Source organism: Alteromonas sp. LOR, assembly GCF_000753865.1.
Taxonomy (GTDB): Bacteria; Pseudomonadota; Gammaproteobacteria; order Enterobacterales; family Alteromonadaceae; genus Alteromonas.
Map to the genome: position 1 here is coordinate 1 of NZ_JQFW01000005.1, position 23,550 is coordinate 23,550.

23 protein-coding genes are annotated in these 23,550 nt (G+C 44.5%); 9 read left to right on the top strand and 14 right to left on the bottom strand.

Annotation, left to right across the window (positions count from 1 at the left end; genetic code table 11):
• Positions 1 to 604 precede the first annotated feature (604 nt).
• The 5 genes from JV36_RS0102415 to JV36_RS0102435 all read left to right on the top strand — a co-directional run bounded on the left by JV36_RS0102415 (position 605) and on the right by JV36_RS0102435 (position 6,132).
• Positions 605 to 1,510, top strand: coding sequence for a M14 family metallopeptidase (locus JV36_RS0102415; RefSeq protein WP_032094631.1), 906 nt, complete (start codon positions 605 to 607; stop codon positions 1,508 to 1,510).
• A 306-nt stretch (positions 1,511 to 1,816) separates the two neighbouring features.
• Positions 1,817 to 1,984, top strand: coding sequence for a DUF1289 domain-containing protein (locus JV36_RS19370; RefSeq protein ID WP_081926498.1), 168 nt, complete (start codon positions 1,817 to 1,819; stop codon positions 1,982 to 1,984).
• Positions 1,985 to 2,292: 308 nt separating this feature from the next.
• A complete protein-coding gene (dusC, locus tag JV36_RS0102425) occupies positions 2,293 to 3,231 on the top strand; it encodes a tRNA dihydrouridine(16) synthase DusC (protein WP_032094608.1) in 939 nt (312 codons plus the stop codon).
• A 136-nt stretch (positions 3,232 to 3,367) separates the two neighbouring features.
• A complete protein-coding gene (locus tag JV36_RS0102430) occupies positions 3,368 to 4,795 on the top strand; it encodes an amidohydrolase (RefSeq protein WP_032094609.1) in 1,428 nt (475 codons plus the stop codon).
• Positions 4,792 to 6,132 carry an amidohydrolase family protein gene (locus JV36_RS0102435; RefSeq protein WP_032094610.1) on the top strand — a complete coding sequence of 447 codons (1,341 nt, stop codon included), beginning with the start codon at positions 4,792 to 4,794 and terminating at the stop codon, positions 6,130 to 6,132. Before JV36_RS0102430 ends, JV36_RS0102435 begins: the two co-directional genes overlap by 4 nt.
• A 64-nt stretch (positions 6,133 to 6,196) precedes the next feature.
• On the opposite strand, the gene JV36_RS0102440 is transcribed toward JV36_RS0102435, so the two are convergent.
• The 3 genes from JV36_RS0102440 to JV36_RS0102450 all read right to left on the bottom strand — a co-directional run bounded on the left by JV36_RS0102440 (position 6,197) and on the right by JV36_RS0102450 (position 8,334).
• Positions 6,197 to 7,174 carry a transposase gene (locus JV36_RS0102440; RefSeq protein WP_032094632.1) on the bottom strand — a complete coding sequence of 326 codons (978 nt, stop codon included), beginning with the start codon at positions 7,172 to 7,174 and terminating at the stop codon, positions 6,197 to 6,199.
• 273 nt (positions 7,175 to 7,447) lie between these two features.
• Complete coding sequence (locus JV36_RS0102445; RefSeq protein ID WP_032094611.1) at positions 7,448 to 7,633, bottom strand: hypothetical protein; 186 nt, start codon at positions 7,631 to 7,633, stop codon at positions 7,448 to 7,450.
• A 47-nt stretch (positions 7,634 to 7,680) separates the two neighbouring features.
• Positions 7,681 to 8,334 carry an arylesterase gene (locus JV36_RS0102450; RefSeq protein WP_032094612.1) on the bottom strand — a complete coding sequence of 218 codons (654 nt, stop codon included), beginning with the start codon at positions 8,332 to 8,334 and terminating at the stop codon, positions 7,681 to 7,683.
• 14 nt (positions 8,335 to 8,348) lie between these two features.
• On the opposite strand from JV36_RS0102450, the gene JV36_RS0102455 reads away from it, so the two are divergent.
• Both JV36_RS0102455 and JV36_RS0102460 read left to right on the top strand, forming a co-directional pair.
• The gene (locus JV36_RS0102455) at positions 8,349 to 9,044 is read left to right on the top strand and encodes an ABC transporter ATP-binding protein (RefSeq protein WP_032094613.1); all 696 of its coding nucleotides are present in this window, start codon (positions 8,349 to 8,351) and stop codon (positions 9,042 to 9,044) included.
• The gene (locus JV36_RS0102460) at positions 9,045 to 11,567 is read left to right on the top strand and encodes an ABC transporter permease (RefSeq protein WP_032094614.1); all 2,523 of its coding nucleotides are present in this window, start codon (positions 9,045 to 9,047) and stop codon (positions 11,565 to 11,567) included.
• A gap of 340 nt (positions 11,568 to 11,907) precedes the next feature.
• Here the strand turns inward: JV36_RS0102460 and JV36_RS0102465 are convergent, their stop codons facing one another.
• Both JV36_RS0102465 and folX read right to left on the bottom strand, forming a co-directional pair.
• The gene (locus tag JV36_RS0102465) at positions 11,908 to 12,801 is read right to left on the bottom strand and encodes a TIGR01777 family oxidoreductase (protein ID WP_032094615.1); all 894 of its coding nucleotides are present in this window, start codon (positions 12,799 to 12,801) and stop codon (positions 11,908 to 11,910) included.
• Positions 12,802 to 12,824: 23 nt separating this feature from the next.
• Positions 12,825 to 13,193: a dihydroneopterin triphosphate 2'-epimerase gene (folX, locus tag JV36_RS0102470; RefSeq protein ID WP_032094616.1), complete on the bottom strand. Its 369-nt coding sequence runs from the start codon at positions 13,191 to 13,193 to the stop codon at positions 12,825 to 12,827.
• Between the two features lie 73 nt (positions 13,194 to 13,266).
• Here folX and JV36_RS0102475 point away from each other — a divergent pair, with 73 nt between their 5' ends.
• Entirely contained in the window at positions 13,267 to 14,307 is a 1,041-nt protein-coding gene (locus JV36_RS0102475) for an AI-2E family transporter (RefSeq protein ID WP_032094617.1), read from the top strand.
• Positions 14,308 to 14,449: 142 nt separating this feature from the next.
• Here the strand turns inward: JV36_RS0102475 and JV36_RS0102480 are convergent, their stop codons facing one another.
• The 3 genes from JV36_RS0102480 to JV36_RS0102490 are packed head-to-tail and all read right to left on the bottom strand — an operon-like array spanning position 14,450 to position 16,720.
• Entirely contained in the window at positions 14,450 to 15,778 is a 1,329-nt protein-coding gene (locus JV36_RS0102480) for an ATP-binding protein (protein WP_032094618.1), read from the bottom strand.
• Entirely contained in the window at positions 15,775 to 16,449 is a 675-nt protein-coding gene (locus JV36_RS0102485) for a response regulator transcription factor (protein ID WP_032094619.1), read from the bottom strand. The genes JV36_RS0102480 and JV36_RS0102485 overlap by 4 nt, the downstream gene beginning before the upstream one ends.
• A 1-nt stretch (position 16,450) precedes the next feature.
• Entirely contained in the window at positions 16,451 to 16,720 is a 270-nt protein-coding gene (locus tag JV36_RS0102490; protein WP_032094620.1) for a PepSY domain-containing protein, read from the bottom strand.
• A 775-nt stretch (positions 16,721 to 17,495) separates the two neighbouring features.
• On the opposite strand from JV36_RS0102490, the gene JV36_RS0102495 reads away from it, so the two are divergent.
• The gene (locus JV36_RS0102495) at positions 17,496 to 17,960 is read left to right on the top strand and encodes a pyridoxamine 5'-phosphate oxidase family protein (protein WP_032094621.1); all 465 of its coding nucleotides are present in this window, start codon (positions 17,496 to 17,498) and stop codon (positions 17,958 to 17,960) included.
• 198 nt (positions 17,961 to 18,158) lie between these two features.
• On the opposite strand, the gene JV36_RS0102500 is transcribed toward JV36_RS0102495, so the two are convergent.
• The 6 genes from JV36_RS0102500 to JV36_RS0102525 are packed head-to-tail and all read right to left on the bottom strand — an operon-like array spanning position 18,159 to position 23,521.
• Positions 18,159 to 18,458, bottom strand: coding sequence for a YciI family protein (locus tag JV36_RS0102500; RefSeq protein WP_032094622.1), 300 nt, complete (start codon positions 18,456 to 18,458; stop codon positions 18,159 to 18,161).
• A gap of 5 nt (positions 18,459 to 18,463) precedes the next feature.
• Positions 18,464 to 19,273: a tryptophan synthase subunit alpha gene (gene trpA / locus JV36_RS0102505; RefSeq protein ID WP_032094623.1), complete on the bottom strand. Its 810-nt coding sequence runs from the start codon at positions 19,271 to 19,273 to the stop codon at positions 18,464 to 18,466.
• A complete protein-coding gene (gene trpB, locus JV36_RS0102510; protein WP_032094624.1) occupies positions 19,273 to 20,454 on the bottom strand; it encodes a tryptophan synthase subunit beta in 1,182 nt (393 codons plus the stop codon). The genes trpA and trpB overlap by 1 nt, the downstream gene beginning before the upstream one ends.
• Positions 20,455 to 20,474: 20 nt before the next feature.
• Entirely contained in the window at positions 20,475 to 21,872 is a 1,398-nt protein-coding gene (gene trpCF, locus JV36_RS0102515) for a bifunctional indole-3-glycerol-phosphate synthase TrpC/phosphoribosylanthranilate isomerase TrpF (protein ID WP_032094625.1), read from the bottom strand.
• A complete protein-coding gene (trpD, locus tag JV36_RS0102520) occupies positions 21,865 to 22,896 on the bottom strand; it encodes an anthranilate phosphoribosyltransferase (protein WP_032094626.1) in 1,032 nt (343 codons plus the stop codon). Before trpD ends, trpCF begins: the two co-directional genes overlap by 8 nt.
• Complete coding sequence (locus JV36_RS0102525) at positions 22,889 to 23,521, bottom strand: aminodeoxychorismate/anthranilate synthase component II (RefSeq protein ID WP_032094633.1); 633 nt, start codon at positions 23,519 to 23,521, stop codon at positions 22,889 to 22,891. Before JV36_RS0102525 ends, trpD begins: the two co-directional genes overlap by 8 nt.
• Between the last annotated feature and the right edge of the window lie 29 nt (positions 23,522 to 23,550).

Here is a 23,550-nt window from a genome sequence, read left to right on the forward strand (position 1 = left end):
TCCCCTTCGTCTAGAGGCCTAGGACACCGCCCTTTCACGGCGGTAACAGGGGTTCGAATCCCCTAGGGGACGCCATATCGAAAAAACCAGCCAATCGGCTGGTTTTTTTGTTTTAACACTTAAATTTTGTGAGCGTGCATCCCTTAAGTGTTAAACCGCTTTATCTTCGTTTACCGTTTTCAATAGCATTACCCCTCAATTCCATCCATTTCTGCTTTTTATTTGACGCTTCTAATCTACATTAACCTTACATTAACGGGAGTAATGCTCTTGCTTCTGGATGAAGGCGTTTGAATATATTAAGTGTCTGTCCACTCTGGTTCGCTCCCGCTATCTCAAAGGAAAAGAAAGTGTCTGTCCATTTTTAAACGCGCATTTTTAAACGAGTGTCTGTCCGCTTTTATTTACGCTTTTATTTAAGCTTACATTGTGCCTTATTTAACGGAGAGCACTTTGAGGAAGGTAACGTTAAGTGCACAAAAATGTATTCGGTGTACAGTCAGAGTTACTGCCAGAGCCCTGTTGGGTGGGCTCTATCGCATACTTTAGGAAATACAGGTGATATCATAACGTTATTGATAAAATGAAGAATAAAGAGGCTATTATGCAAAATTACTCAATCGGCACTGCGGGAAAGCCGTGGGGCGAGAAAGAAAAAGCACAGTGGTATGAACAGCAAAGCGTAAAGCGCAGTGTAAAAGAAGAAGTGTTTACTAAGTTACAAAGCATTATTCCCGAAGGTTTCAGATTACAGCAATACGGCGCATTGCCCTATGATGAAGCGCGCTACCCGCTGTATGCAGTAGTGCCTATATCATTTGACAGTTCTAAACCATCTGCATTAGTCACAGGCGGTGTACATGGCTACGAAACGAGTGGTGTGCAAGGCGCGCTGAAGTTTATTGAGACTAAACTATCAAGTTATGCCAGCAGCGTTAACATTGTTATAGTGCCCTGCGTTAGTCCGTGGGCCTATGAGACAATCAACAGATGGAACCCGCTAGCTATCGATCCGAATCGTTCTTTTTATCCTGATTCACCAGCTCCTGAATCTCAGCAGTTGATGCAGTTTGTGACGTCGTTAAAGACAGATCTCTCATTGCATATTGATCTACATGAGACTACTGATACAGATAATAGTGAATTTAGGCCCGCGTTAGCAGCTCGCGATGGAACTGACCACGACAACTGGAACATACCAGATGGGTTCTATACGGTAGCGAATACACCAAACCCACAGCTTGCTTTCCAACAGGCCGTCATCGAGGCTGTTAAAGGCGTTACTCACATAGCGCCACCTGATGAAAGTGGAAAAATTATAGGTGCTGACGTCGTGAGTGAAGGGGTTATTTGTTACGACAAGAAATCTCTTTTTCTTTGCGGTGGAATGACAGATGCAAACTTTGTTACCACAACCGAAGTGTATCCAGACAGTGATAATGCTACGCCAGAAAATTGTAACGATGCGCAAGTGGCGGCGGTATGCGCTGCACTTGATTTTATAATGTAGCTTTCACGTTACAGTAACGCGCATATTTACATTTGGACGCTTGAACGTTTAGACGTCTAGATGTATATTGAGCCTTCTTTCAGAGGAGGCTCATTGTGTTTACTTTTTCAGCAGTCATTTATGACGGTAATAAACAGTCTTTAGTAAGACATAATTGTAAAACCGACTCAGAGTTTTCTGCATACCTCGAGGCGCGCTACGGTTGTTATGTTTGTCTATGGTCGAATAAAGAGCTATCAGAGAACACGCTAGCGAATATAGCGGCAACAAAAAAGTTACAGTAACCATATTAAATAAAGTAGTAGAATGAATAACCCCATATCTCCCTGTAAAGCGCAGTGTAAACTCACCAATGACGATATCTGTATTGGCTGCAATAGAACTATAGATGAGATTGTAAATTGGGCGTCATACACCCCCGAGCAAAAAAATGCGGTATTCCAGCGACTCAACACCCTCGAAGATACTGATTAAGCTTAAGTGAGCTTAAAGTGGACACATAGCTTAAAGTGGACACACACTCGGAGATTAAAGCGCGTATTCTAAAGTGGACAGACACTTCCTAAAGTGCGTATCTCAAAGCGGACAGACACTCGTTTTATTTAAAACGCTCATCTTTTTCCTCAAACGCTTAGAATCGGTATATGTAAGCCACTCCTTGGGCACCTCTCAGGTTTACCTCTGCCGGGGATAATATTATTAACTTTAGCCGCATAGCGACCAGCCAACCTTTTTGATAAACTCCCGCTGATTTTTCTTACTTTTCTTGAGCTCAATTCCGAATGAAAATAATGCTGGCCCCGATGGAAGGGGTAGTCGACCATCTAATGAGAGACATGTTGACCCGCGTTGGCGGATTTGATCAATGTGTGACGGAATTTGTTCGCGTTGTTGATCAAAAGCTACCTAAAAAGACCTTTTATAAAATCTGTCCAGAGCTTCATACCGACGGCAAGACTGCCTCAGGTGTGCCTGTGCGTGTTCAGCTATTAGGGCAGCACGCCCAATGGTTAGCTGAAAACGCTGAAACTGCTGTCGAACTTGGTTCTCCCGGAGTGGATCTTAATTTTGGATGCCCTGCTAAAACCGTCAACAAAAGCAAGGGCGGAGCAGTTTTATTAAAAGAAACTCAAACGCTATATGACATTGTAAAAGCAGTGCGAGACGCCGTTCCACAGCATATTCCGGTGTCGGCAAAAATTCGTTTAGGGTTCGAAGACAAGTCACTAGCGGTTGATAATGCCATAGCGATAGCAGAAGCCGGCGCTTCAGAATTGGTGGTGCATGCCCGTACCAAAACAGAAGGCTATAAACCACCTGCGTACTGGGATTGGATAGCGAAAATTAAGCAGCACACCGATATTCCGTTGGTCGCAAATGGTGAAATATGGAATGCTGATGACGCCCAAAAATGCCAAGCACAATCTGATTGTATCAACCTAATGGTTGGCCGGGGCGCTCTCGCTATGCCTAACCTTGCACGAGCGATAAAATTTGGCGATACCCCTATGCCGTGGCCGGAATTGGCCGCGTTGCTTATTCAATATTCGGGTTATGAAATCTTTGGCGATAAGGGACGGTATTACCCAAATAGAATTAAACAGTGGTGTGGCTATTTAAAAAGGCAGTACCCTGAAGCAGACATTCTTTTCAATGACATAAGACGTCTTACAAATTCCCAAGATATTGTTGACGTGCTAGCTAGTCAGTCTTCCCAGTAAACAGAGGGTTTATCCCAGAGCGACTTGGTTTTAGTGACTCAATTGTCTACTCTCAGAAAGCGACATAACGCAAACGTTATGTCCTTATCTATAAAACCATAATCTATAAAATCATAATAATTGCTCTGGGGTATACATGAAACTAACACCAACGAAGCTGACGCTTCTGTTGGCTTGTACTATGTCTTTGCTAACAGCAGGATGCAGTAAACAAGCCGACAACGATAGCGCTAAAGCGCCAAAGGTCACCATAGACCCAAACCCTTATCCAAGTACTTATTCGCCTATAGAAGGCCAGCCAACGCTTATAACCAATGTCACCATATTAGATGGTGTAGGTAATCGCATAGAAAACGGCAGCATCTATTTTGCAGACGGTAAAATTCAAGCACTAGCTGAAAGCGGACAGACACTCGAAGTGCCTGATGAAACAGCTATCATCGACGGTACTGGTAAGTGGGTTACTCCTGGCATTATCGACAACCACAGTCATTTGGGCGTATACCCTTCGCCATCTACACGCTCGCACTCCGACGGCAATGAAATGACAAACCCAGTGACCGCACAAGTATGGGCAGAGCATTCGGTATGGCCTCAAGACCCAGGTTTTGGGCGCGCATTGGCTGGCGGTGTGACGTCACTACAAATTCTACCCGGCTCAGCCAACCTTTTTGGTGGCCGTTCAGTAGTATTAAAAAACGTTCCCAATAGAACGATGCAAGATATGAAATTTCCCGATGCTCCCTATGGCATGAAGATGGCGTGTGGCGAAAACCCCAAGCGGGTTTATGGCCAAAAAGGCGGCCCCATGACTCGCATGGGGAACGTTGCAGGTTATCGACAGGCCTGGTCTGATGCACAAGACTACATGCGAAAATGGGACAAGTATGAAACCGACTATGAGGCGGGCAAAGATGCTAAAGCGCCGAAACGAGATTTAAAGCTTGAAACGTTAGCGGGCGTACTCAATGGCGATATTCGTGTGCACATGCATTGTTATCGAGCTGATGAGATGACGGTAATGATGGACGTAATGCAGGAGTTTGATTATCAGATAGGTACCTTTCATCACGCTGTCGAGGCTTATAAAATTGCTGACAAGCTGAAAGAAAATGATGTGTGCTCAGCGATGTGGGCAGACTGGTGGGGCTTTAAAATGGAAGCGTATGACGGCATTAGGGAAAACATTCCCGCAGTGCATGCAGCAGGTGCTTGTGCCATTGTTCATTCTGATAGTGATTTAGGTATACAGAGATTGAATCAAGAAGCAGCCAAAGCGTGGTCTGACGGCAAACGAGCTGGTCTTGATATTCCGATGAAAGATGCGTGGACTTGGCTTTCAGCTAACCCTGCCAAATCGTTAGGAATATTTGATAAGACGGGCTCGTTAGAAAAGGGCAAACAAGCCGACGTAGTGTTATGGAACGATAACCCATTTTCGACTTATGCCAAAGCTGAGCATGTTTATGTAGACGGCGGGCTTGCGTATTCACTTAGCGATAGTACTTCATGGCCGGTAAGTGACTTCGAGTTAGGTCAAGTAGGTGAGGGAGATAATAAATGAACAAGTTAATAGTATTATTAGTCGCGCTCACAATGACGTCTTATGTTCATGCTGAAAATATTGCCATTGTCGGCGGTAAAGTACACACCATGACATCTCAAGGTGTGATAGAAAATGGCACTGTGTTGCTGTCAAATGGTCGCATAAATGCAGTGTTAGCTAACGGTGATGTACCTGATGGCTACCGAGTCATTGATGCAAGCGGTAAAGTAGTTACCCCTGGTTTCATTGGTGCCTTAACATCGTTAGGTCTGGTTGAAGTGTCTTCATCATCTGGTGTAGTGGATGCAAGCGTTGAGATTACACCTATATCAAAAACCGGCGCTGCATTTGATGTTCAATACGCAATAAACCCAGACAGTTCGCTTATCGCGATAACCCGTTTAGAGGGGATTACCTCAGCTGCCACCACCATGAATAGAAGCGACTATTTGTTTGGCGGTCAAGGCGCGGTGATCAATCTTGAGGGTCATCGCCTGGATGGTGAGAGCGCAAATGCTAACAAATATAAAAGTGAATATGAAAGCGGACAGACACCCGTTTTAAAATCTGGCGCGTTTATGACAGTGGATGCGGGCAGCGATGGTGCGGAAATGTCAGGGGGCTCTAGAGCGTCACTATGGGTAATGCTTGATAAAGTTTTTGAAGAAGCGAAGCAAGCAAGTGATAACCTCTCGCCTGAAAAATCATGGTATGGCATAAACTCGCGCTTAGACGTGGCAGTGCTGAAAAGAGTGGTTGCTGGAGACATGCCGTTGTTTATGCGAGCTGATAGGGCTGCCGATATTCGACAGGTTATTGCCTTTAAAGACAGACACTCGTCGATTAACGTAGTGCTTGTGCACGGTGTAGAAGCATGGAGGGTGGCGAAGGAACTTGCTGGTGCTAACATTCCGGTTATTATCGACCCAGAATACAACTTACCAGGTGGGTTTGACCAAATGGGCGCAACCTTAACTAATGCTGCTCGGCTCCATGAAGCTGGTGTAGAAGTCGCGATAGGCATGGATACGCATAATATTCGTTTGGCGGCGCAACATGCCGGTAATGCCGTTGCAAATGGTTTGCCTCATGAGACTGGATTAGCAAGCCTAACAAGCGTACCAGCGAAAATTCTGGGTCTTGAAAAGGAAGTAGGAAGTCTTCGCCAAGGAGCAAGAGCAGATGTTGTTATTTGGTCTGGTGATCCACTAGAGGTAACAGAAGCGGCTGAGTCGGTTTTCATTGGCGGTAAAGCCATAAAAATGGAATCTAGGCAAACGAAGTTGCGTGATAGGTATATGTCGCTGCAACAAAAGAAACATGCCACCCCGTCGCAGTATGAGCGTGTTGAGTAATATTGTATAAACTTGTATGGAAAGCCGCACTTATATTTATTTACTCTAAGTGCGGCTTTTCATTTTAAGACAGATATTTTATAGCGTTTTTTACATTTGGCCTTGAGCCTCTCTTACATTCGTCCGCAAATTTACGCATTTTGCTTTCATTGCCCACCGGGCCTGAAAAGAATGTTTCAAAGCGACTGGTTAATAAGCGCCATTTCTCTTGGTCCATCCCTATTTTAGATAGTAATCCATGAGGCAATTTAGGTAGTTTTTGTGTGCATTTATCTTTATGAGCTTTAAATGTTGCTTCTACCAGTGATATGTAATCGTGATAGTTGAATGGTAGATGTGGCCGTGTTTTTATTGCCTGATCGTTGAATACCATCAGGTACTTTGGCGTTTTGCCCACTCTTTGCGCGTTCATTCGATAATGAATACTGGTATGTTTAGAGGTCTGAAGAGATGTTGCGATATTCGCTCGAATTGGATTTAGGTCGACATAGGCCATGACCGCAGCGAGCGCTTTTTCATCTAGTATAGCCTGAGAGCGAAATCGCCGTTCCCAAAAGTAACCAGTACACTCATCTTCTTTGTTCGCTCTTCTTGCGATGTATTCGTTCAATAGCCGCATGAACCAACTAATGCTTTGTAGTCTTTCTCTGTACTGAACTGACAGTGATTTAATTTCATCACTCTCTTTTTCAGTGAACGCCTGATGTTGATCATCTAAATATCGCTGAACAATCGGTGGACATTTATAAAACATTCTCCATCGTAAAAACACTTCATCCATCGACCAGCCATCAGCACGTCCTTTTGCGATGTGTAGCACTACATGAATGTGATTGTGCATAACGGCATAAGCACATAAATCGATGGCAAACGCTTGAGATAATTTATGCAATCTATTTGTTATCCACTTTCTCCTGTGCTCATAGTTGGCTCCCGTACGCTTATCTCTACCGCACAAAAACGACTGCCTTACGCAACGTGAGGTGCAATGATAATAAGGAGTAATGTCTGTGTTGATTTGCTTGTAGCGTGGTAAAGGCATATCCATATCCCAATATTTTCTTGGTATTATGAATAAAAAGTGTGGGATGTGAACTGAGCTTTAGAGCAGTATTATCGTGTTTTATTGTGTTTCAGAAAGTGTGTCGGGAAGAACCAAGTAGAGAGCGCTATTGGAGCATTGCTATTAAAAAGTGTAAACACAGCGGACAGACATTCAAATCACAATGAATCACAATGGACAGACACTCATTGTAAAACGAGTGTCTGTCCACTGTAGTCTTTCACTGTAGGTTTGAATGTGCTGCAAATTTAATTACGCAAACACATCAACGCGGCTGCCTAAACGACTATCGCTGCTATTTGAGGATGTCTCGTTAGAAGGTCTAGATTCACTAACCTGATTGGTCTGCTCACTGCGCTGCTCTTGGCGCTGTGGTACTTGTGGCGTCGATTCTAAAATAGTAGACACTGGCGCCGAATTAACTGATGAAATGTCCATACTGTCTCTTTGTTAGTTAGTTCTGTTTATTGAAAATAGCACAAATATTACTCAGCTATTATTAAACTTCGTAAATTACTGTCCATAAGCTCAGCTATTTTCGGCTGTGCCTCAGCATTTGGATGGATCCCATCGTTTTGCATCATTGACTCGTTAAGTGCGATAGTCTCAAGAAAAAACGGTATTAATTGTATCGAGTATTTGTTTGCAATAGTGTCAAAGCTTTCCATAAACATAGTGGTATATCGCTTGCCGTAGTTCGACGGTATCTGCATTTGCTGTAAAAAAACGGTGGCGTCACTTTGCTGAGCAACCTGAACTAGCGCGTCCAAGTTATTCCTGATCTTCGTTATATTGTGACCTTGAAGCCCATCATTTCCTCCAAGCTCGATAAAAATGTGAGTTGGCTTATGCTGCTCAATAAGACGTGGCAACCTGGCAAGTCCGCCATCTGTCGTTTCACCGCTCACCGCAGCATTTACAATATCAATCGGAATGTTGTCGTCTTGCCAGCGTTTTTGTAACAAACTAACCCAGCCTTGTTCTTGTTGAAGACCGTAGGCTGCCGACAAACTGTCTCCAACAATGAGCAAAGTCGCTTCATCTGCATTCTGTGATGGGCTTTCTTGATCTGAAAGCGCCTGAAACGGTATTAAAACAATGAATAAAATCGCGATAATTTGACGATAACTTACGAACAAATTGATGACCCCTTATGATAAAAACAAGCACGGTAACGAAAACAGTAAATACGAGTGAAGGTTCGCTACAGATCCTTCAGCCAATCTCTTTTGAAGTCAAGTCTGGTGAGTCCGTTGCAATTATTGGTGCGTCAGGCTCCGGAAAATCAACGCTTCTTGGTCTGTTAGCTGGCCTGGATGAAGTGACGAGTGGCGAAATCTATCTCGATAATGAAGCACTTCATACGATGGATGAGGAGCAGCGTGCAGTTTTAAGAGGCAGTAAAGTAGGCTTTATCTTCCAAAGCTTCATGCTGGTTCAAAGTTTAACGGCGCTCGAAAATGTGATGTTACCTGCAGAAATCTCAAACCTTGATAATCCAAAAGGATTGGCAATGGAAATACTAGAGCAAGTAGGACTAGCCCATCGTGCTCATCATTTTCCTAATCAGCTTTCTGGTGGAGAGCAGCAGCGCGTTGCTATTGCACGAGCCTTTATCACATCACCAAAGATTTTATTTGCCGATGAGCCCACCGGCAATCTAGACGCTAAAAATAGCGATAAAATTGAAGAACTACTTTTTGAATTAAATCGAAATACGGGTACTACGCTGGTATTGGTAACGCATGATAATGATTTGGCGGCGCACTGTGATAGGCAGCTCACCATGCACGCCGGTGAGCTAAAAGAAACGACGCCCTCATCCACATCGCCTAGTGAGGTGAGCTAAATGCCTATGACGTTTAATCTCGCTTGGCGACTCTTTAAGCATGAGGCGCGACGGGGCGAACTCACTATTATTTTGCTTGCCATAGTGCTGTCAGTAGGTGCGGTCCTTTCTCTGTCTCTTTTTAGTGAACGTTTACAAGGCGCATTGAAATCCCGCTCAGCAGCGTTTATCGCCGCCGATGCCCAGCTTCGCTCCGATAAACCGGTTGATGAAACGTGGCTATTAAAGGCGAAAGATGAGGGGCTTGATACCGCCAAACAAGTTTCAACACGCTCTATGGTTTTTAAAGGCGATGCAATGTCCCTTGTAGACTTACGTGCTGTGAATAGCAACTACCCGCTAAAAGGAATGGTGAGCGTGGCAGACGCCCCTTTTGGCGCAAAAAAGGATATAGACGCATTACCGGCCTCCGGCGAAGCCTGGGTGCAGTCTAGGCTCTTTCAAACGCTCAAACTCAATGTGGGCGACGCTATTGATATTGGCGAGGTAAAGCTTACCGTAACCCGGGTGCTGTCTGATATCCCAGATGCTGGATTTAGTGTGTTTAACACCGATCCGATAGTATTGATGAATTTAGATGATTTGGAAGCCACTGAGATAACAGGGCCAGGAAGCCGAGCTCGGTACGTCAGCTATTTTGCGGGCGATACCAGTAACGTCAAAAGTTATATCTCGTGGCTTCTTCCTCAACTAAACGACGACCTACATTCATGGCGCACCGTTGAAGACGACGAATCAGCTATTGGTCGCTCGGTGGCCAGTGCTGAACGGTATTTTTTGCTTGCCAGTCTACTCGCTATTGTTTTAGCGGCAGTGTCGATTGCCGTTGCTGCTCAGCGATATGCACAGCGTCATTTTGACCCTGTTGCAATCATGAAAACCCTAGGCGCAACAAAGCAAACAATCCGCAAGGTGTATTTAATTCAAATACTCTTTATCACGTTGTTAGGAATCGCCATTGGTTTGATTATTGGCTTTATTGGCCAACACATTGTTGTGTCTTTAGTTGCCGATAGGGTAGACGTGTCGTTAAACGTATGGCACTGGCGCCCGGTGGTTATCGCCATTGCTACAGGGGCGACCTGTGCCATCTTGTTTTCTTTATATCCGCTGCTTCAGCTTTTTTCCGTGCCGCCTTTACGCGTATTGCGAAAAGATCTCGATGCCAGTTTACGTTCCAGAAGTATTCAATTTGTGGCTTCTGGCGGCGCTATTTTTGCTCTTATGTGGATGTATAGCCAAGACCTGAAAATCAGCGTTATTCTTTTTGCCTCTGGCGCGGCTTTAGTGGCGGGGCTCTTAGTTGCCACCTATTTCCTTATTGCATTAGGTCGAAAATTAGGGAGTGGCAAAATGGGACCGTGGCAGCTTGCTTGGGCGCGTATTAAGCGCAGAGCCATGGACAATAGTGTGCAGCTTATCAGCTTCTCAATCACTATCATGCTGCTGCTGGTTGTACTTGTGATGCGAAATGACATGGTATCTCAGTGGCGCGCACAGCTGCCTGAGGGAACGCCTAACTACTTCTTAACTAATATTACGCCCGATAATCAAGCTAGGTTGGACAGACACTTCGCTGATCAAAATGTTGATATCAATGAGTTTTTCCCAGTTACTCGAGGCCGTTTTGTTTCGGTAAACGGCGAAGGGGTTAATACCGAAGTCTCTAAAGAAGAAGAGTCATCTAACGAAGGGCGAAGAGGACTTGGCCGAGAGGCAAACCTCACATGGGGCAACACGCTGCAAAAAGAAAACGAGGTTATAGAAGGTATTTGGCATGGCAACGTAGACACTACATACTCTGAAGGCTGGTTTCCAGTATCGGTGGAAGAGGGCGTTGCCGAAAGATTAGATATTAAAATGGGCGACTTGCTAAGCTTTAACGTGGGTAGCGAGATAGTTGAAACGAAAGTAACTAGCGTTCGCAAGGTGAATTGGCAAACGATGCAGCCTAATTTTTTCTTTGTGATACACCCCGATGCAATGGAAGCGTTTAGTCCTACCTATATTACTAGCTTTTACTTACCAACAGAGCGAAAGGAAGAGCTTACCAAATTGCTCAAGCCATTTGCGTCTGTAACGATGTTTGATGTGGATGCTCGCATTAATCAACTGAGAGATATCGTGGAGCAAGTCTCTGTGGCAGTTGAGTTCATTCTAGTGCTAGTGCTTATGGCGGGAAGTTTAGTGCTCATAGCTCAAGTACAGGCAAGCATGGATGAGCGCCGGCAGGAGATTGCAATATTGCGAACATTAGGCGCTAAAGGCAGCTTAATTCGCAAAAGCGTGGTCTTTGAATTCCTTATTATTGGCACCGTAGCGGGCTTTATGGCAGCACTGGCTAACGAGCTGAGCCTATATATGCTGCAAACAAGCGTGTTTCAAATGACGGCCAGTTTGCACTTAGAGTATTGGTTGGTTGCACCTGCTGTTGGTGCCCTGGTTGTAGGTATTCTTGGAGCTATAGGCTGCTGGCGTTTGCTTACGCTTAATACCGGTGAAATGCTACGTAAAATGGTTTAGTTTTTGGTTACTCTAAGGACAGGGATGTTCTTAGTGCGAATAGCACGAATAGTAGTCGGGTAATTAATTAGAAAGTAAATCGGACAGACACTCGAAACAAAACCGTAAAATAGAGCGGACGGACATTTAAATTGAGACATGAAAAACGGACAGTCACTCAAATGAATTTGAGTGACTGTCCGTTTTTCGCTTCTTAAGTATTCGATAATTTTGGGGCTAAAAGATTAAGCTTTAAGTGACTGTCCACTATTAATTCTCTATGGAGTCCAGCGAAAGCTTTCTTTTTAAACCTAGGAAGCTCTACAAAACTGTCAGCGTTTAATATTACCGTGTTTGTCAGTTATCGATAGATAGCGCTGAGGGCGCTGGATACGGTAGGGTAGGTAAATGAGTACCCAGCTTTAATCAGCTTATCAGGTATTACATTTTGCCCCTCTAGTAACATTGTTGATGATTCACCCATGGCAATTTTCATCACAAAGCTGGGAACGAAAAACAAACAAGGTCTAGACAATGCTTTGGCAAGTTGCTTAGAAAACGTTTTGTTCGTTACTGGCTCAGGTGCGGTGAGATTAAACGGGCCAGAACAGTTTTTATTATTGAGTAGAAACTCTATTGCGTTGACCATGTCGTCAAGGTGGATCCACGATAAATATTGACGTCCGCTTCCTAAACTTCCACCCACACCTAGTTTAAACGGCAGCGCCATTTTCTCAAGCGCGCCGCCATTCTCTGCCAACACAACGCCAGTGCGCAAAATGGCTACACGGGTTTTTTCGCTATTTACGTCAGTAGCAATACTTTCCCATTTCTCACACAAATCGTGCGTGAATTCTTTATGTGGCGAGGTATCTTCGGTAACGACCTTTTCTCCCTGTCTGCCATAAAAACCAATGGCGGAGCCAGAGATAAACGTCTTTGGCGGATTATCGCTACTATTAATTTTGGCGACAAGCTGAGTCGTTATGTCCCAGCGGCTGTCGCAAATAATGTTCTTTTGAGTGTCTGTCCACCGTTTGTCGGCTATAGGCTCACCTGCAAGATTGATCACAGCATCATACACGCCAATATCTTTTATATCAGCCACGCTGCCAAGCACATTGGTGTGAGCGCCCAGTGTTTGTTTGGCGTTTGCTTCGTTGCGAGAGATAACGGTAAAGCTATGCTCATCGCCAAGCTTTTTGATAAGCGTGCTGCCAATTAATCCAGTGCCGCCGGTAATAAGAATGTTCAAGACATAACTCCCTGCTGAATTGCCTATTCAGATTTGTTGCAAGAAAGTGTTAGCGACACTGAGTCAGAGAATCGCAATGCGTGGGGCTTATCGACTTCAACTTGAGCATAACGCACGGAACTGTGTTCTGACGCGATGCTTAGTACATCAGCGGTAAGCTTTTCCAAAAGTGAAAAGCGATTGTCTTCAACAAGCTTTATTATCGCTTTGGTGATGATCTTATAATTAAGCGCGTCACTCATATCATCAGTGTCGGTAGCTTTTGCAGCGTCGTAATCAATCTTTACGTTTACCACAACGTCCTGTTTGTTTTTTATTTCGTCTTCGTTAATACCGATGTAGGTGCGAAGACGTAAATTTTTGATTTTAATAGTGGCAAGGTTGAAATTCATTGCAGTCTCTTGTTTGTAGTTGATTATAAGTCGTTGTAAAGTGTTGCTGTTTTATTTGGGAATGTAGCACAAAATGTCTATGGAACTACGATCGTCAACAGCAAAAAGTCTCGTTGTGTTAGCGTGCTTAGTTGTTGTTATGGCTGGTGTTAAATCAGCAAGTGCCATTATGGTGCCTTTTTTCTTATCCGTTTTTATTGCAATAGCATGCGGTCCAATCATTCACTGGACGTCGCGTTTTGGCGTTCCAAAATGGTTGTCTATCTCCTTTGTTATACTACTTATTGTCGTTTTTGGATTCCTCTTGGCTGGCCTGGTTGGTCAATCGATGGCGGAGTTCAGAGAAAACCTGCCTCAATATAGAAGCAAGCTCGATTCTGAGTTTGAATGGGTTGTTGCTAAATTAGCCGATTTCAATATTCACATTAACAGTGAGCTTATTGCTAATCATCTCGACCCTGCTACAGCGATGTCTGTCGCGACGAACTTTATTAGTGGCATGGGAGGCGTGCTGTCTAACCTTTTCCTCATACTTCTTACGGTTATTTTTATGCTGTTTGAGGCTGATAGTATACCGAGACGCTTGCATATTGCTCTATCAGACCCGGATATGAAGCTACAGCACATAGACCGTTTTATTCGCTCAGTAAACAGTTACTTAGCCATTAAGACCGTTGTAAGTTTAGGGACGGGTATCATTATCGGTACATGGCTTTACGTGATGGGCGTAGATCACTTCATGCTGTGGGCAGTGCTCGCCTTTATGCTTAATTTCATCCCTAACATTGGCTCTATCATTGCCGCAGTGCCTGCCGTGCTTATTGCATTTGTACAGTATGGTATTGCCTCTGCTGGTTTTGCCGCACTCGGCTTTTTACTGGTGAATACCATCATGGGAAATATGGTCGAGCCGCGACTGATGGGCAAAGGAATGGGGCTCTCTACCTTGGTAGTTTTTCTCTCCTTGATTTTTTGGGGCTGGCTATTAGGAACCGTTGGTATGTTGCTGTCCGTTCCGCTCACCATGGTTGTTAAAATTGCGCTCGAGTCGAGAGAAGAAAGTAAATGGCTTGCAGTGTTGCTTTCAAGCGAAGGGAACGAAAAAAACGCATAGTCGTTAGAGAAGCATGCTGAAACCCAAAAGTGAACCCAAAACTGGACAGACACTTAATTCAAGGCTGAATCAAAAGAAACCAAAAGCGGACAGACACTCATTTTTACTTAGGAGTTTGTCCGCGCTATTTCAACCTAAAGAATTAGTGGTTAGGGAATTGAATGATGATGCGGGCGCCGCCAAGGTCACTGTCCTCAATGCGCAATTTACCCTCATAAATAGACACCAAATCGCTCACTAGTGCTAAACCAATACCTTGGCCCTCTGTGTAAGTGTCTAAACGTGTACCTCTTTCCAATAAAAACTGTTTTTTATCATCAGCAATACCAGGGCCATCATCGTCAAACAATAGTGTCAGCCAATGGGTATCAGACGTTACCTGCACACGAATTCGAGACTGAGCCGCTTTACAGGCATTATCTAATAGATTCCCACACAGCTCTAATAGGTCGGTGTCGTCTCCCTTGAATAGATACGAGTCAGCCACATCAATGTCAATTGAAAGTTGTTTGTGATGGTAAACCTTGTCCATGGCGTCAGCTATTTTTAACAGTATTGGCTCAATAGCGATAGACGCTTGCCATCCCACTTTGCCAGCGCTGGCGCGTTTTAGCTGTCGCTGAATTATCTTATCAATTTGCGCTAGTGATTCTTTTACTTCTGGCTGTAGGCCTTTGCTACTTGAAGCAACGGCAAGGGGCGTTTTTAAACTGTGGGCTAAATCTCCCAAGCTATTCTTATAGCGTTTTCGCTGAGCGGCCTCAAAATATAAAAGCTCGTTGATAGAGTGTTTAAGTGAGTCAAATTCTACAGGGTAGTGGTCGTCGAGCTCATTTTTGTTACCTTTAGAGGCGAGTGAAATTTCCTCGATTAGTTTTCTAACGGGGACTAATAACACGCTGATACCTGTGACAATAAAAATCAGGAGGGCAATGCATAAGGTGCTTATCCATTGCCAAGTAGTCGCTAAAAAGGTTTTGCGTTCCTTTTCGAACAGTAGCTTGTCGTTGAATATATAAAAGTGGACGGGTTCGAAATCTTTGCTCGATAAAAATTCAGCAGTGAAGGCGTAAACAAAATACTCCTCATCTTTATCAAAGCTAGGATGGTAAGTGTCAGTAAAAAGTTCATTGCCAACGGGCACATCAAAATTTGGCGGTGTGAAAAAGTATTCTAAGGCAGATGCCGATTGCCAGATAACGCGGTCGCGAAAAACAATGATACCCAAGTACCCTGAGCCGGGTAAGTTGAGTTGCTCTTCAAAAAGCAAATCGGGCATAAAGGGGGCATCACCCTCTAACTCGAAAGCTGACAGCAACCCCAAATTCATTAGACGCAATTCGCTCATCTTGGCTTCAGTGAGACTTTCAGTAAATGCTTCTTCTAAAATGAACACGGTAAAAGGCGCGAACAACGCAAGAAGGGTTATTGCCAATAATACACTTCTTACGCGAAGTGATAGTTGCCTCATAAGCTACGGTTTATCCGATAACCTCGGCCTCTTAAGGTCTCAATAGGCTTTAAACTTCCGTCAGGATCGAGCTTTTTGCGAAGTCGACCAATAAATACTTCAATGACATTGCTGTCTAAATCAAAATCCTGATCGTAAATATGTTCGGTAAGCTCGGTTTTTGAGACAACCTTTTGCGGATTCATCATCAAATACTCCATAACCTTATATTCGTAAGCAGTAAGAACAAAAGATTTATCATTAACGCAAAGCTCTTCCGATACTGTATTTAAGGAAAGTGGGCCAAACTGTATTGTGGGGTTGGCTTGGCCGGAAGCTCTGCGAATGAGGGCTTTAGCCCGTGCGAGGAGTTCTTCGTTATGAAACGGTTTAGTTAAATAGTCGTCAGCGCCAGCATCAAGGCCCTCTACTTTTTCTTGCCATCTGTCACGAGCTGTTAATATAAGAATAGGGCAGGCTATATTATCTTTGCGGGCTTGGCGAATTACTTCAAAGCCATCTAGTTTTGGCATACCGATATCGATTATTGCTAGATCGTACGTGTATTCCTTTATGAGAAATAGGGCGTGCTCCCCATTATCTGCAAGGTCAACACTGTATCCGTTTTGCTGTAAGAGAGCATCAAGTTGCGTTAGAAGTCTACTATCATCCTCAGCTATTAAAATTCGCATGTTAACCCTTGTCTTTAGACTTTTTAACTTTACCTGAGCGTTTATCAACTTCCACAGAAACAACTCGGCCAGACTTTTTTAGTACCTTTACGCGGTATTTTGTTGAGGTTTGCTCAATCTTCAATACGCGACCATTTTCGGCACTACTGGCTCGTGAAGCGGCTTGGCTCTTTGACAGTTCACCGCTTGTACTTTGCTGAGCATAGGCGCTATTTACACTCAACAGTGAAAATATAACGCTAAACATTGCTGCTCTAAGCGATAACCACATAAAACCTCACTATGAAAAGATGTACTCAGGCTCACTAATTTATCTGATTATAAAAGACAATGATGAACCTATCCTGAATCTATAATGAGTTTACCTCGTGATGGGAAGACTGTACACAAGTTGCCTATTAAGCACCGATCTAGTCGACAATAGAATGGAAAGAGGACAGACACTTTGTTTCGTCAGGTTGTGAAACTGTGGCGAAAGCGGACAGTCACTTAAAGGACGGTTCTATATTAACAATGGACAGACACTCGATACGAGACTTTGAGTGATTGTCCACGTTTTCCACTTACAAGGCCTAAGACTTCCAAAGACTGACAAGCCTGAAAAATTTACGCGGGAGACTAGCTTGCCTGTAGGAGTTGACCTTTGAGTGTCTGTCCGTTTAGTGAAAACACAAGTAATCTCAAGAGTCTGTCTGCGAAAAACACTTCGCTAGAAACGAGTGTCTGTCCACTATCAACCTCCACAGTTAATTTGAGTGTCTGTCCACAATCAATCTGGCTATATATGCCAGTCATACTCCCATAGCGCGGGCTTCGTAGTCGGTTCTATGCAATGGGTCTTCACAGCGTAAGCTGTGTTTTTCTTTGTTGTGATATTGATTTAAAGAAAAAATTAATAGGGGTGTTTAAGTACTAGATTTTGCGTGGTGGCATGGCACATGCTTTGTATTACTTTATTAATTCAGTAAATACATTAAGCGTAATGGCTAACTAGCATCACTATCTGAATGAGTTAGCGCCACTACACACATCCTTTAGGAGGGAATATGTCTAGCGATATTACAACGAAAATGTGGAAGGCAATGTCAGAAAGCCCAAAAGTTATGGTGAGCCTTGTGAATGAGGACATGCATGCAGAGCCAATGTATGCCCAGCTAGATAGTGAGGCCAACGGCATGTTTTGGTTTTACACCACTAAGGAAAATAGAATAGCGAAGGGCGGAAAGGCAATGATCCACTTTGCATCTAAAGGCCATGATGTGTTTGCCTGTATTCGCGGTACATTAGTAACTGAAGATCGGCCAGAAATTATTGATAAATATTGGTCTAACCCTGTTGAAGCGTGGTACGAAAAAGGTAAAGAAGATCCACACCTTCTGATGCTTAGGTTCGAACTCAATGACGCGGAGATTTGGGATGCAGACCCATCTTTGAAGGGCGTATTTAAAATGCTAACAGGAAAAAACGTACAGCCCGAAGAAATGGGCAACCACGACACAGTAAATTTGTGATGTGTTAGGGCTTAAAAAGCCCAAAGCGCATTTACGTAAAGCGCACTTACCAAAAGCAGAAACAAAAAAGCTTGGTGAAAAGAAAGACATGTTTTTCAACATTCACTCTTAAGCACCAAGCTTTTTTCATTAAGAACGCTACAAGCTTATAAGTATTGCATCACTGCATTCATACAAACACAGTGAAAATATCCAGCTCTACGGCAATACTTTCTTATAAGGCTTTACAATAACGCTTTCGTAAACGCCAGCCTCAACATACGGGTCAGCATCTGCCCAGGTCTGCGCGTGTTCCAGCGAATCAAACTCTGCCACAACTAATGACCCTGTAAACCCTGCAGGGCCAGGATCAGCACTGTCGATAGCAGGGAAGGGGCCAGCCATCACTAAGCGCCCTTCATCTTTCAGCGCATTCAATCTTTCTAAATGCGCCGGCCTTGCAGCAAGTCGCTTATCTAAACTGTTTGCCACATCAGTTGCGCAAATCATATATAGCATAGTGGTTAGCCCTTCGTTGTTGCGGCTTTCATTGCCGATACAAAGCTACCTAGCTCACTGAGCATCTTTTCATTATCATCTAAGTTTGCAGCAATGATATTCACTGTGGCTGAACCAGAGATGGCACCTGCAGCGCCAGCATCAATAGCGGTTTTCACCTGCTCTGGTGTTGAAATACCAAAACCTAACAGCGCAGGCGCAGCATTATGCTTATTAAGGCGCTCAATTAGCTCAGAAGCCGGCACATTAGCAGCCGTCTCGGCGCCAGTTACCCCTGCGCGACCTAGTAAATAGGTATAGCCTTTTGAGTACTCGCCAATTTTCTCCATAGTCTCATCAGTTGCATTAGGTGGTGCAATAAGAATCTGAGAAACACCCGTTTGCTCTGCCGCTTCTTGAAATGGTTTTGCTTCGCGAATTGGCACATCAGCAACCAAAATAGAGTCGACACCTGCATCGCGAGCGTTTTCGTAAAAGTTGCTAATACCTTTTGCCATAACAAGGTTGCTGTAAAGCAGTAACCCAATTGGTACGTCGGGGTACTTGGCTCTTACGCGAGAAATTAGCGCCATACAGTCAGCAACCTTCGTTTTGTGGCTCAGCGCGCGAATACTCGCCGCCTGTATTGTCGGGCCATCTGCAATTGGGTCTGAGTATGGAATACCTAGCTCTAGTGCATCGGCGCCACTTTCTACAAGCTGGCAAATAATGGCTTCAGATTGAGCTAAATCAGGGTCTGCCACCATAACAAACGGAACAAAAGCGCCTTGGTTTTTCTCGTCAAGACGAGAGAACATGTCTGCATATATATCCATTATATATCGTCTCCTAACACTCTGATTACATGCTCTAAATCTTTATCGCCACGACCCGAAAGGTTAACAACGATAATGGTTTCTTCTTCAGCCTCATCCGCCATGTTTAAGGCGTGAGCTAGTGCGTGAGATGGCTCCAGTGCTGGAATAATACCTTCTTTACGGGCCAGCAATTTAAAGGCATTAAGCGCTTCTTCATCGGTAGCTGCAACATATTCTGCGCGGCCAATATCATGCAAATAAGCATGCTGAGGGCCAACAGCTGGGTAGTCTAGGCCAGCCGATACAGAATAACTCTCTTCAATCTGACCTTCATTATCTTGCATGATAAAGGTGTAAGCACCGTGCAATATACCTTTTGTGCCCGTTACAATAGTCGCGCCGTGGTCTTTAGTGTGAATGCCTTTACCAGCAGGCTCTACGCCTACTAAACGAACTGAAGGTTCATCAATAAAGTCAGCAAACATACCAATAGCGTTTGAACCACCGCCTACACAGGCTACAACTGCGTCAGGTAGTCGACCTTCTTTTTCCATAATTTGTGCACGAGTTTCTTCACCCATCATGCGGTGATATTCGCGAACAATTGTTGGGAAAGGGTGCGGTCCTGCGGCGGTACCTAACAGGTAATGCGCAGTATCGTAGTTTGCAGACCAGTCACGCATAGCCTCATTCACGGCATCTTTAAGCGTACCAGAGCCCGCATTTACAGGAATAACTTCAGCGCCCATTAGCTTCATTCTAAATACGTTAGGTGCTTGGCGTTCAACATCTTTAGCACCCATATAAATACGTGCTTTAAGGCCAAGCAACGCGCATGCTAGGGCTGTCGCAACACCGTGCTGTCCAGCACCTGTTTCAGCGATTACTTCTTTTTTACCCATGCGCTTAGTTAGTAAAGCCTGTCCTAGCACCTGATTAGTTTTATGCGCACCACCGTGAAGTAAATCTTCACGTTTTAGGTAAAGCTTTACCTTAGGGTTGCTCACTAAATTACGAGTTAGCGTCATCGCAGTTGGGCGACCCGCATAGTCTTTGAGCAGAGATAGAAACTCTTTGTTAAAGCTAGGATCTTCTTTTGCGTCTAAGAATTCTTTTTCCAGCTGGTCAAGCGCTGGTATTAGCAATTCGGGCACGTACATGCCACCAAATTCGCCAAATTTTGTATCTAATTGGTTCATACGTTGTCCTGTTTTTAATATTAGTAGCGGCGGCAAACCGTGAATAATTCGGTCAGCTTTTCTGCTGACTTATCGCCCGGCGCGTTTTCTACACCAGAGTTTACGTCAAGTACGCCGCAGCCTGTGGCTATAGCATCTTCAACGTTGTCAGGGCTAATACCGCCTGCAAGTATAATTTTTTGCTTTTGTTGAATATCGTCAAGTAACGACCAATCAAACGACTCACCCGTACCGCCTTTTGCTTTGCCCACTTGGCAGTCTAAAAGTACGCGATGAACGGCGTCGTTATTTAAGTGACTGTCCACACTGTTAGGAATGCTATCGGTCACACCTACTGCTACCCAAATTTCACATGTCTTTGGTAACTTACTCGCGAGTTCTGCGATATAGGCGCTATCTTCATTACCATGAAGCTGAACAGCAAATAGATTCAGTGAAACGGCAAGGTCGACAACGTCATCAATAGCGTGATTAACAACTACGCCAACGTAAGCGCCTGGCACAGACTGCGTTATCGCTAGCGCTGTGTCTTTACTTACGCATCGTGGTGATTTCTCAGCAAAGATTAATCCACCAAAGCTCGCCCCTTTCTCAAAGGCCATGGCAGCTTGTTCTTCGCTAGTAAGGCCGCATACTTTCACTGCACCATTAAGCAAGGTTTTCACCGCGCGAGGGAGATCAGCTTGGGCCATTAGTGCGCTACCAACAAGAAACCCTTGAGAGACAGAGGCTAACCGCAATACATCTTCGTGGGTGTAAATGCCAGATTCAGAGATAACTACAAAATCGTGGGTAGCACTTTCAAGCATAGGAACCAAACGCTCGGTAGTGGCCAAGTCGGTTGATAAATCTCGCAAGTCGCGATTGTTTATACCAATAATGCCCGCTTCAAGAGCGATAGCTCGCTCCATCTCTTCTTCGTTGCTTACTTCGGTAAGAATATCCAACCCTAGTGAATCAGCAACATCAGCAAGCTCTCTGTAACTGGTGTCGTCAAGCACGCTTAGCATTAACAGCACGGCATCGGCATTGTAGTGACGAGCAAGATGCACTTGGTAGGTGTCAACAAAAAAGTCTTTATTAAGCACCGGTTGCGCAACGCGCTCAGTCACGTAAGACAGGTATTCAAATGTACCTTGAAAGTATTTTTCATCGGTCAGTACCGAGATGCCCGCAGCATAAGGGGTGTAAGCTTCAAGAATTTCGTCTAAATCGAAGTTCTCTCTAATGAGCCCTTTAGACGGGGACGCTTTTTTGCATTCGAAAATAAAGCCCGCGTTTGGCTCGCTAAGCGCAGCAAAAAGACTTTTTTGCGACGGCGTTAGCTGTGCTTTGAACGACTCAAGTGGCAGCGCAATTTTTCGTGCCTCCACTTCCTCTCTTTTATCGGCAACTATTTTCTCAAGCACATTAGCCATTCGTGCCTACCTCCTGAGTAATTTTTGCTACGTGTGATAACACCTGCATGGGCGCACCTTTTTTCATTGCTTCCATTGCCATTTCTGCGCCATCCTTAAAGTTATTAACCTTTCCGGTTACTTTAAGTAATGCTCCGCAATTCATGGCAATTGCAGCGCGGTGGGCTTCTTTGCCTTCACCGTTTAACGCTGCTTGAATATATTCTCTGTTTTCTTCAGGCTCTCCACCTTCGATGGCAGAGAGCGGGTAGCTTGAAAGACCAAAGTCTTTTGCTGTCACGGTTAGTTCTCTAATGTCGCCATGCTCAAGGTCGTAAATAATTGATTCACCATGAAGCGCTAATTCGTCTAATCCGTCGCCGTGAACGATCATCGCTCTATGCTGACCGAGCAGCATAAGGGTTTTTGCATACGGTTCAAGCAACTCGGGAGAGTATACTCCGAAAACGCCGTGAGTTGGACCCGCAGGGTTAGCCAAAGGGCCTAAAATATTGAACAGAGTTCGTGTCTTAAGGGCAGCGCGCACGGGGGCTGCGTATCTCATGCCAGCGTGATAGACGGGGGCAAAAAGAAATGTGAAATTTGCTTCATCTAAACATTTGCGAGACAGCTCAGGGCTTATCTCTAAATTCAAGCCAAACTGGCGAAAAAGATCGGCGGATCCAGATTTGCTCGACACGCTCTTATTACCGTGTTTTGCTACTTTTACGCCACACGCAGCAGCAACAACGCCCGCCGCACTCGATATGTTAATTGTGTTGTGTCCGTCGCCACCCGTTCCAACAATATCGGCAAATTCATAATCGGGCGAAGGGAAGGGCAATGCGTTTGCTACCATTGCACTGGCGGCGCCTGCAATTTCTCCAGGCGACTCTTTTTTCATTTTAAGCGAAGTGAGAACAGCTGCAATCATGGCATCGCTTTGCTCACCGTGCATTATGCTGTTAAACAAACTAAATGATTCAGTTTGAGACAGCGATTCTCGCAGCATTAGTTGCTCAAGTAGTTTGGCAGCATTAAGCATGAGCAGTTCCTTGTGAGGTTAAGTAATCGATACTTTGTTTTAATAACAAACTTCCCTGTGCTGTCAGTATTGATTCTGGGTGAAATTGAAAACCAAGCATGTGATCAGTATCGTTGTACACTGCCATAATGGCTTCGCTACCATCGTCGTTCACACAAGACGCACACGCCGTCAGGTTATCTGGTAAAGAGTGCGCTACTAGTGAATGATATCTCGCCACGTGCAGCGGTTGTTGCAACCCTTCAAACATGCCTTTTTCAGAATGCGTTATAGCAGAGGATTTCCCATGCATCACCTGCGTAGCGCGACCTACAACACCGCCGTAGTATTCTACAATGGCTTGATGTCCCAAACAGATCCCAATTACAGGGAATGTACCTGCCACCTTCTCTAAAAGGGCAGGCATGCAGCCTGCATCGCTTGGCGCACCAGGCCCTGGAGAAAGCATCAGTAACACCGAGCTTTTCTGCGCTTGCTCCTGCATTCGCTCAAACAATAAGTCGGCAGACACGGTATTACGGTAAACTTTGATATCTAGATTCAATGTTCTGAGCTCGTCCACCAAGTTGTAGGTAAAAGAGTCTACGTTATCTAGCAAAAATAAGGTGGTTTGTTGCTTGTTCATACCCGAATCTGTGCCTGCATTTGCGTCTA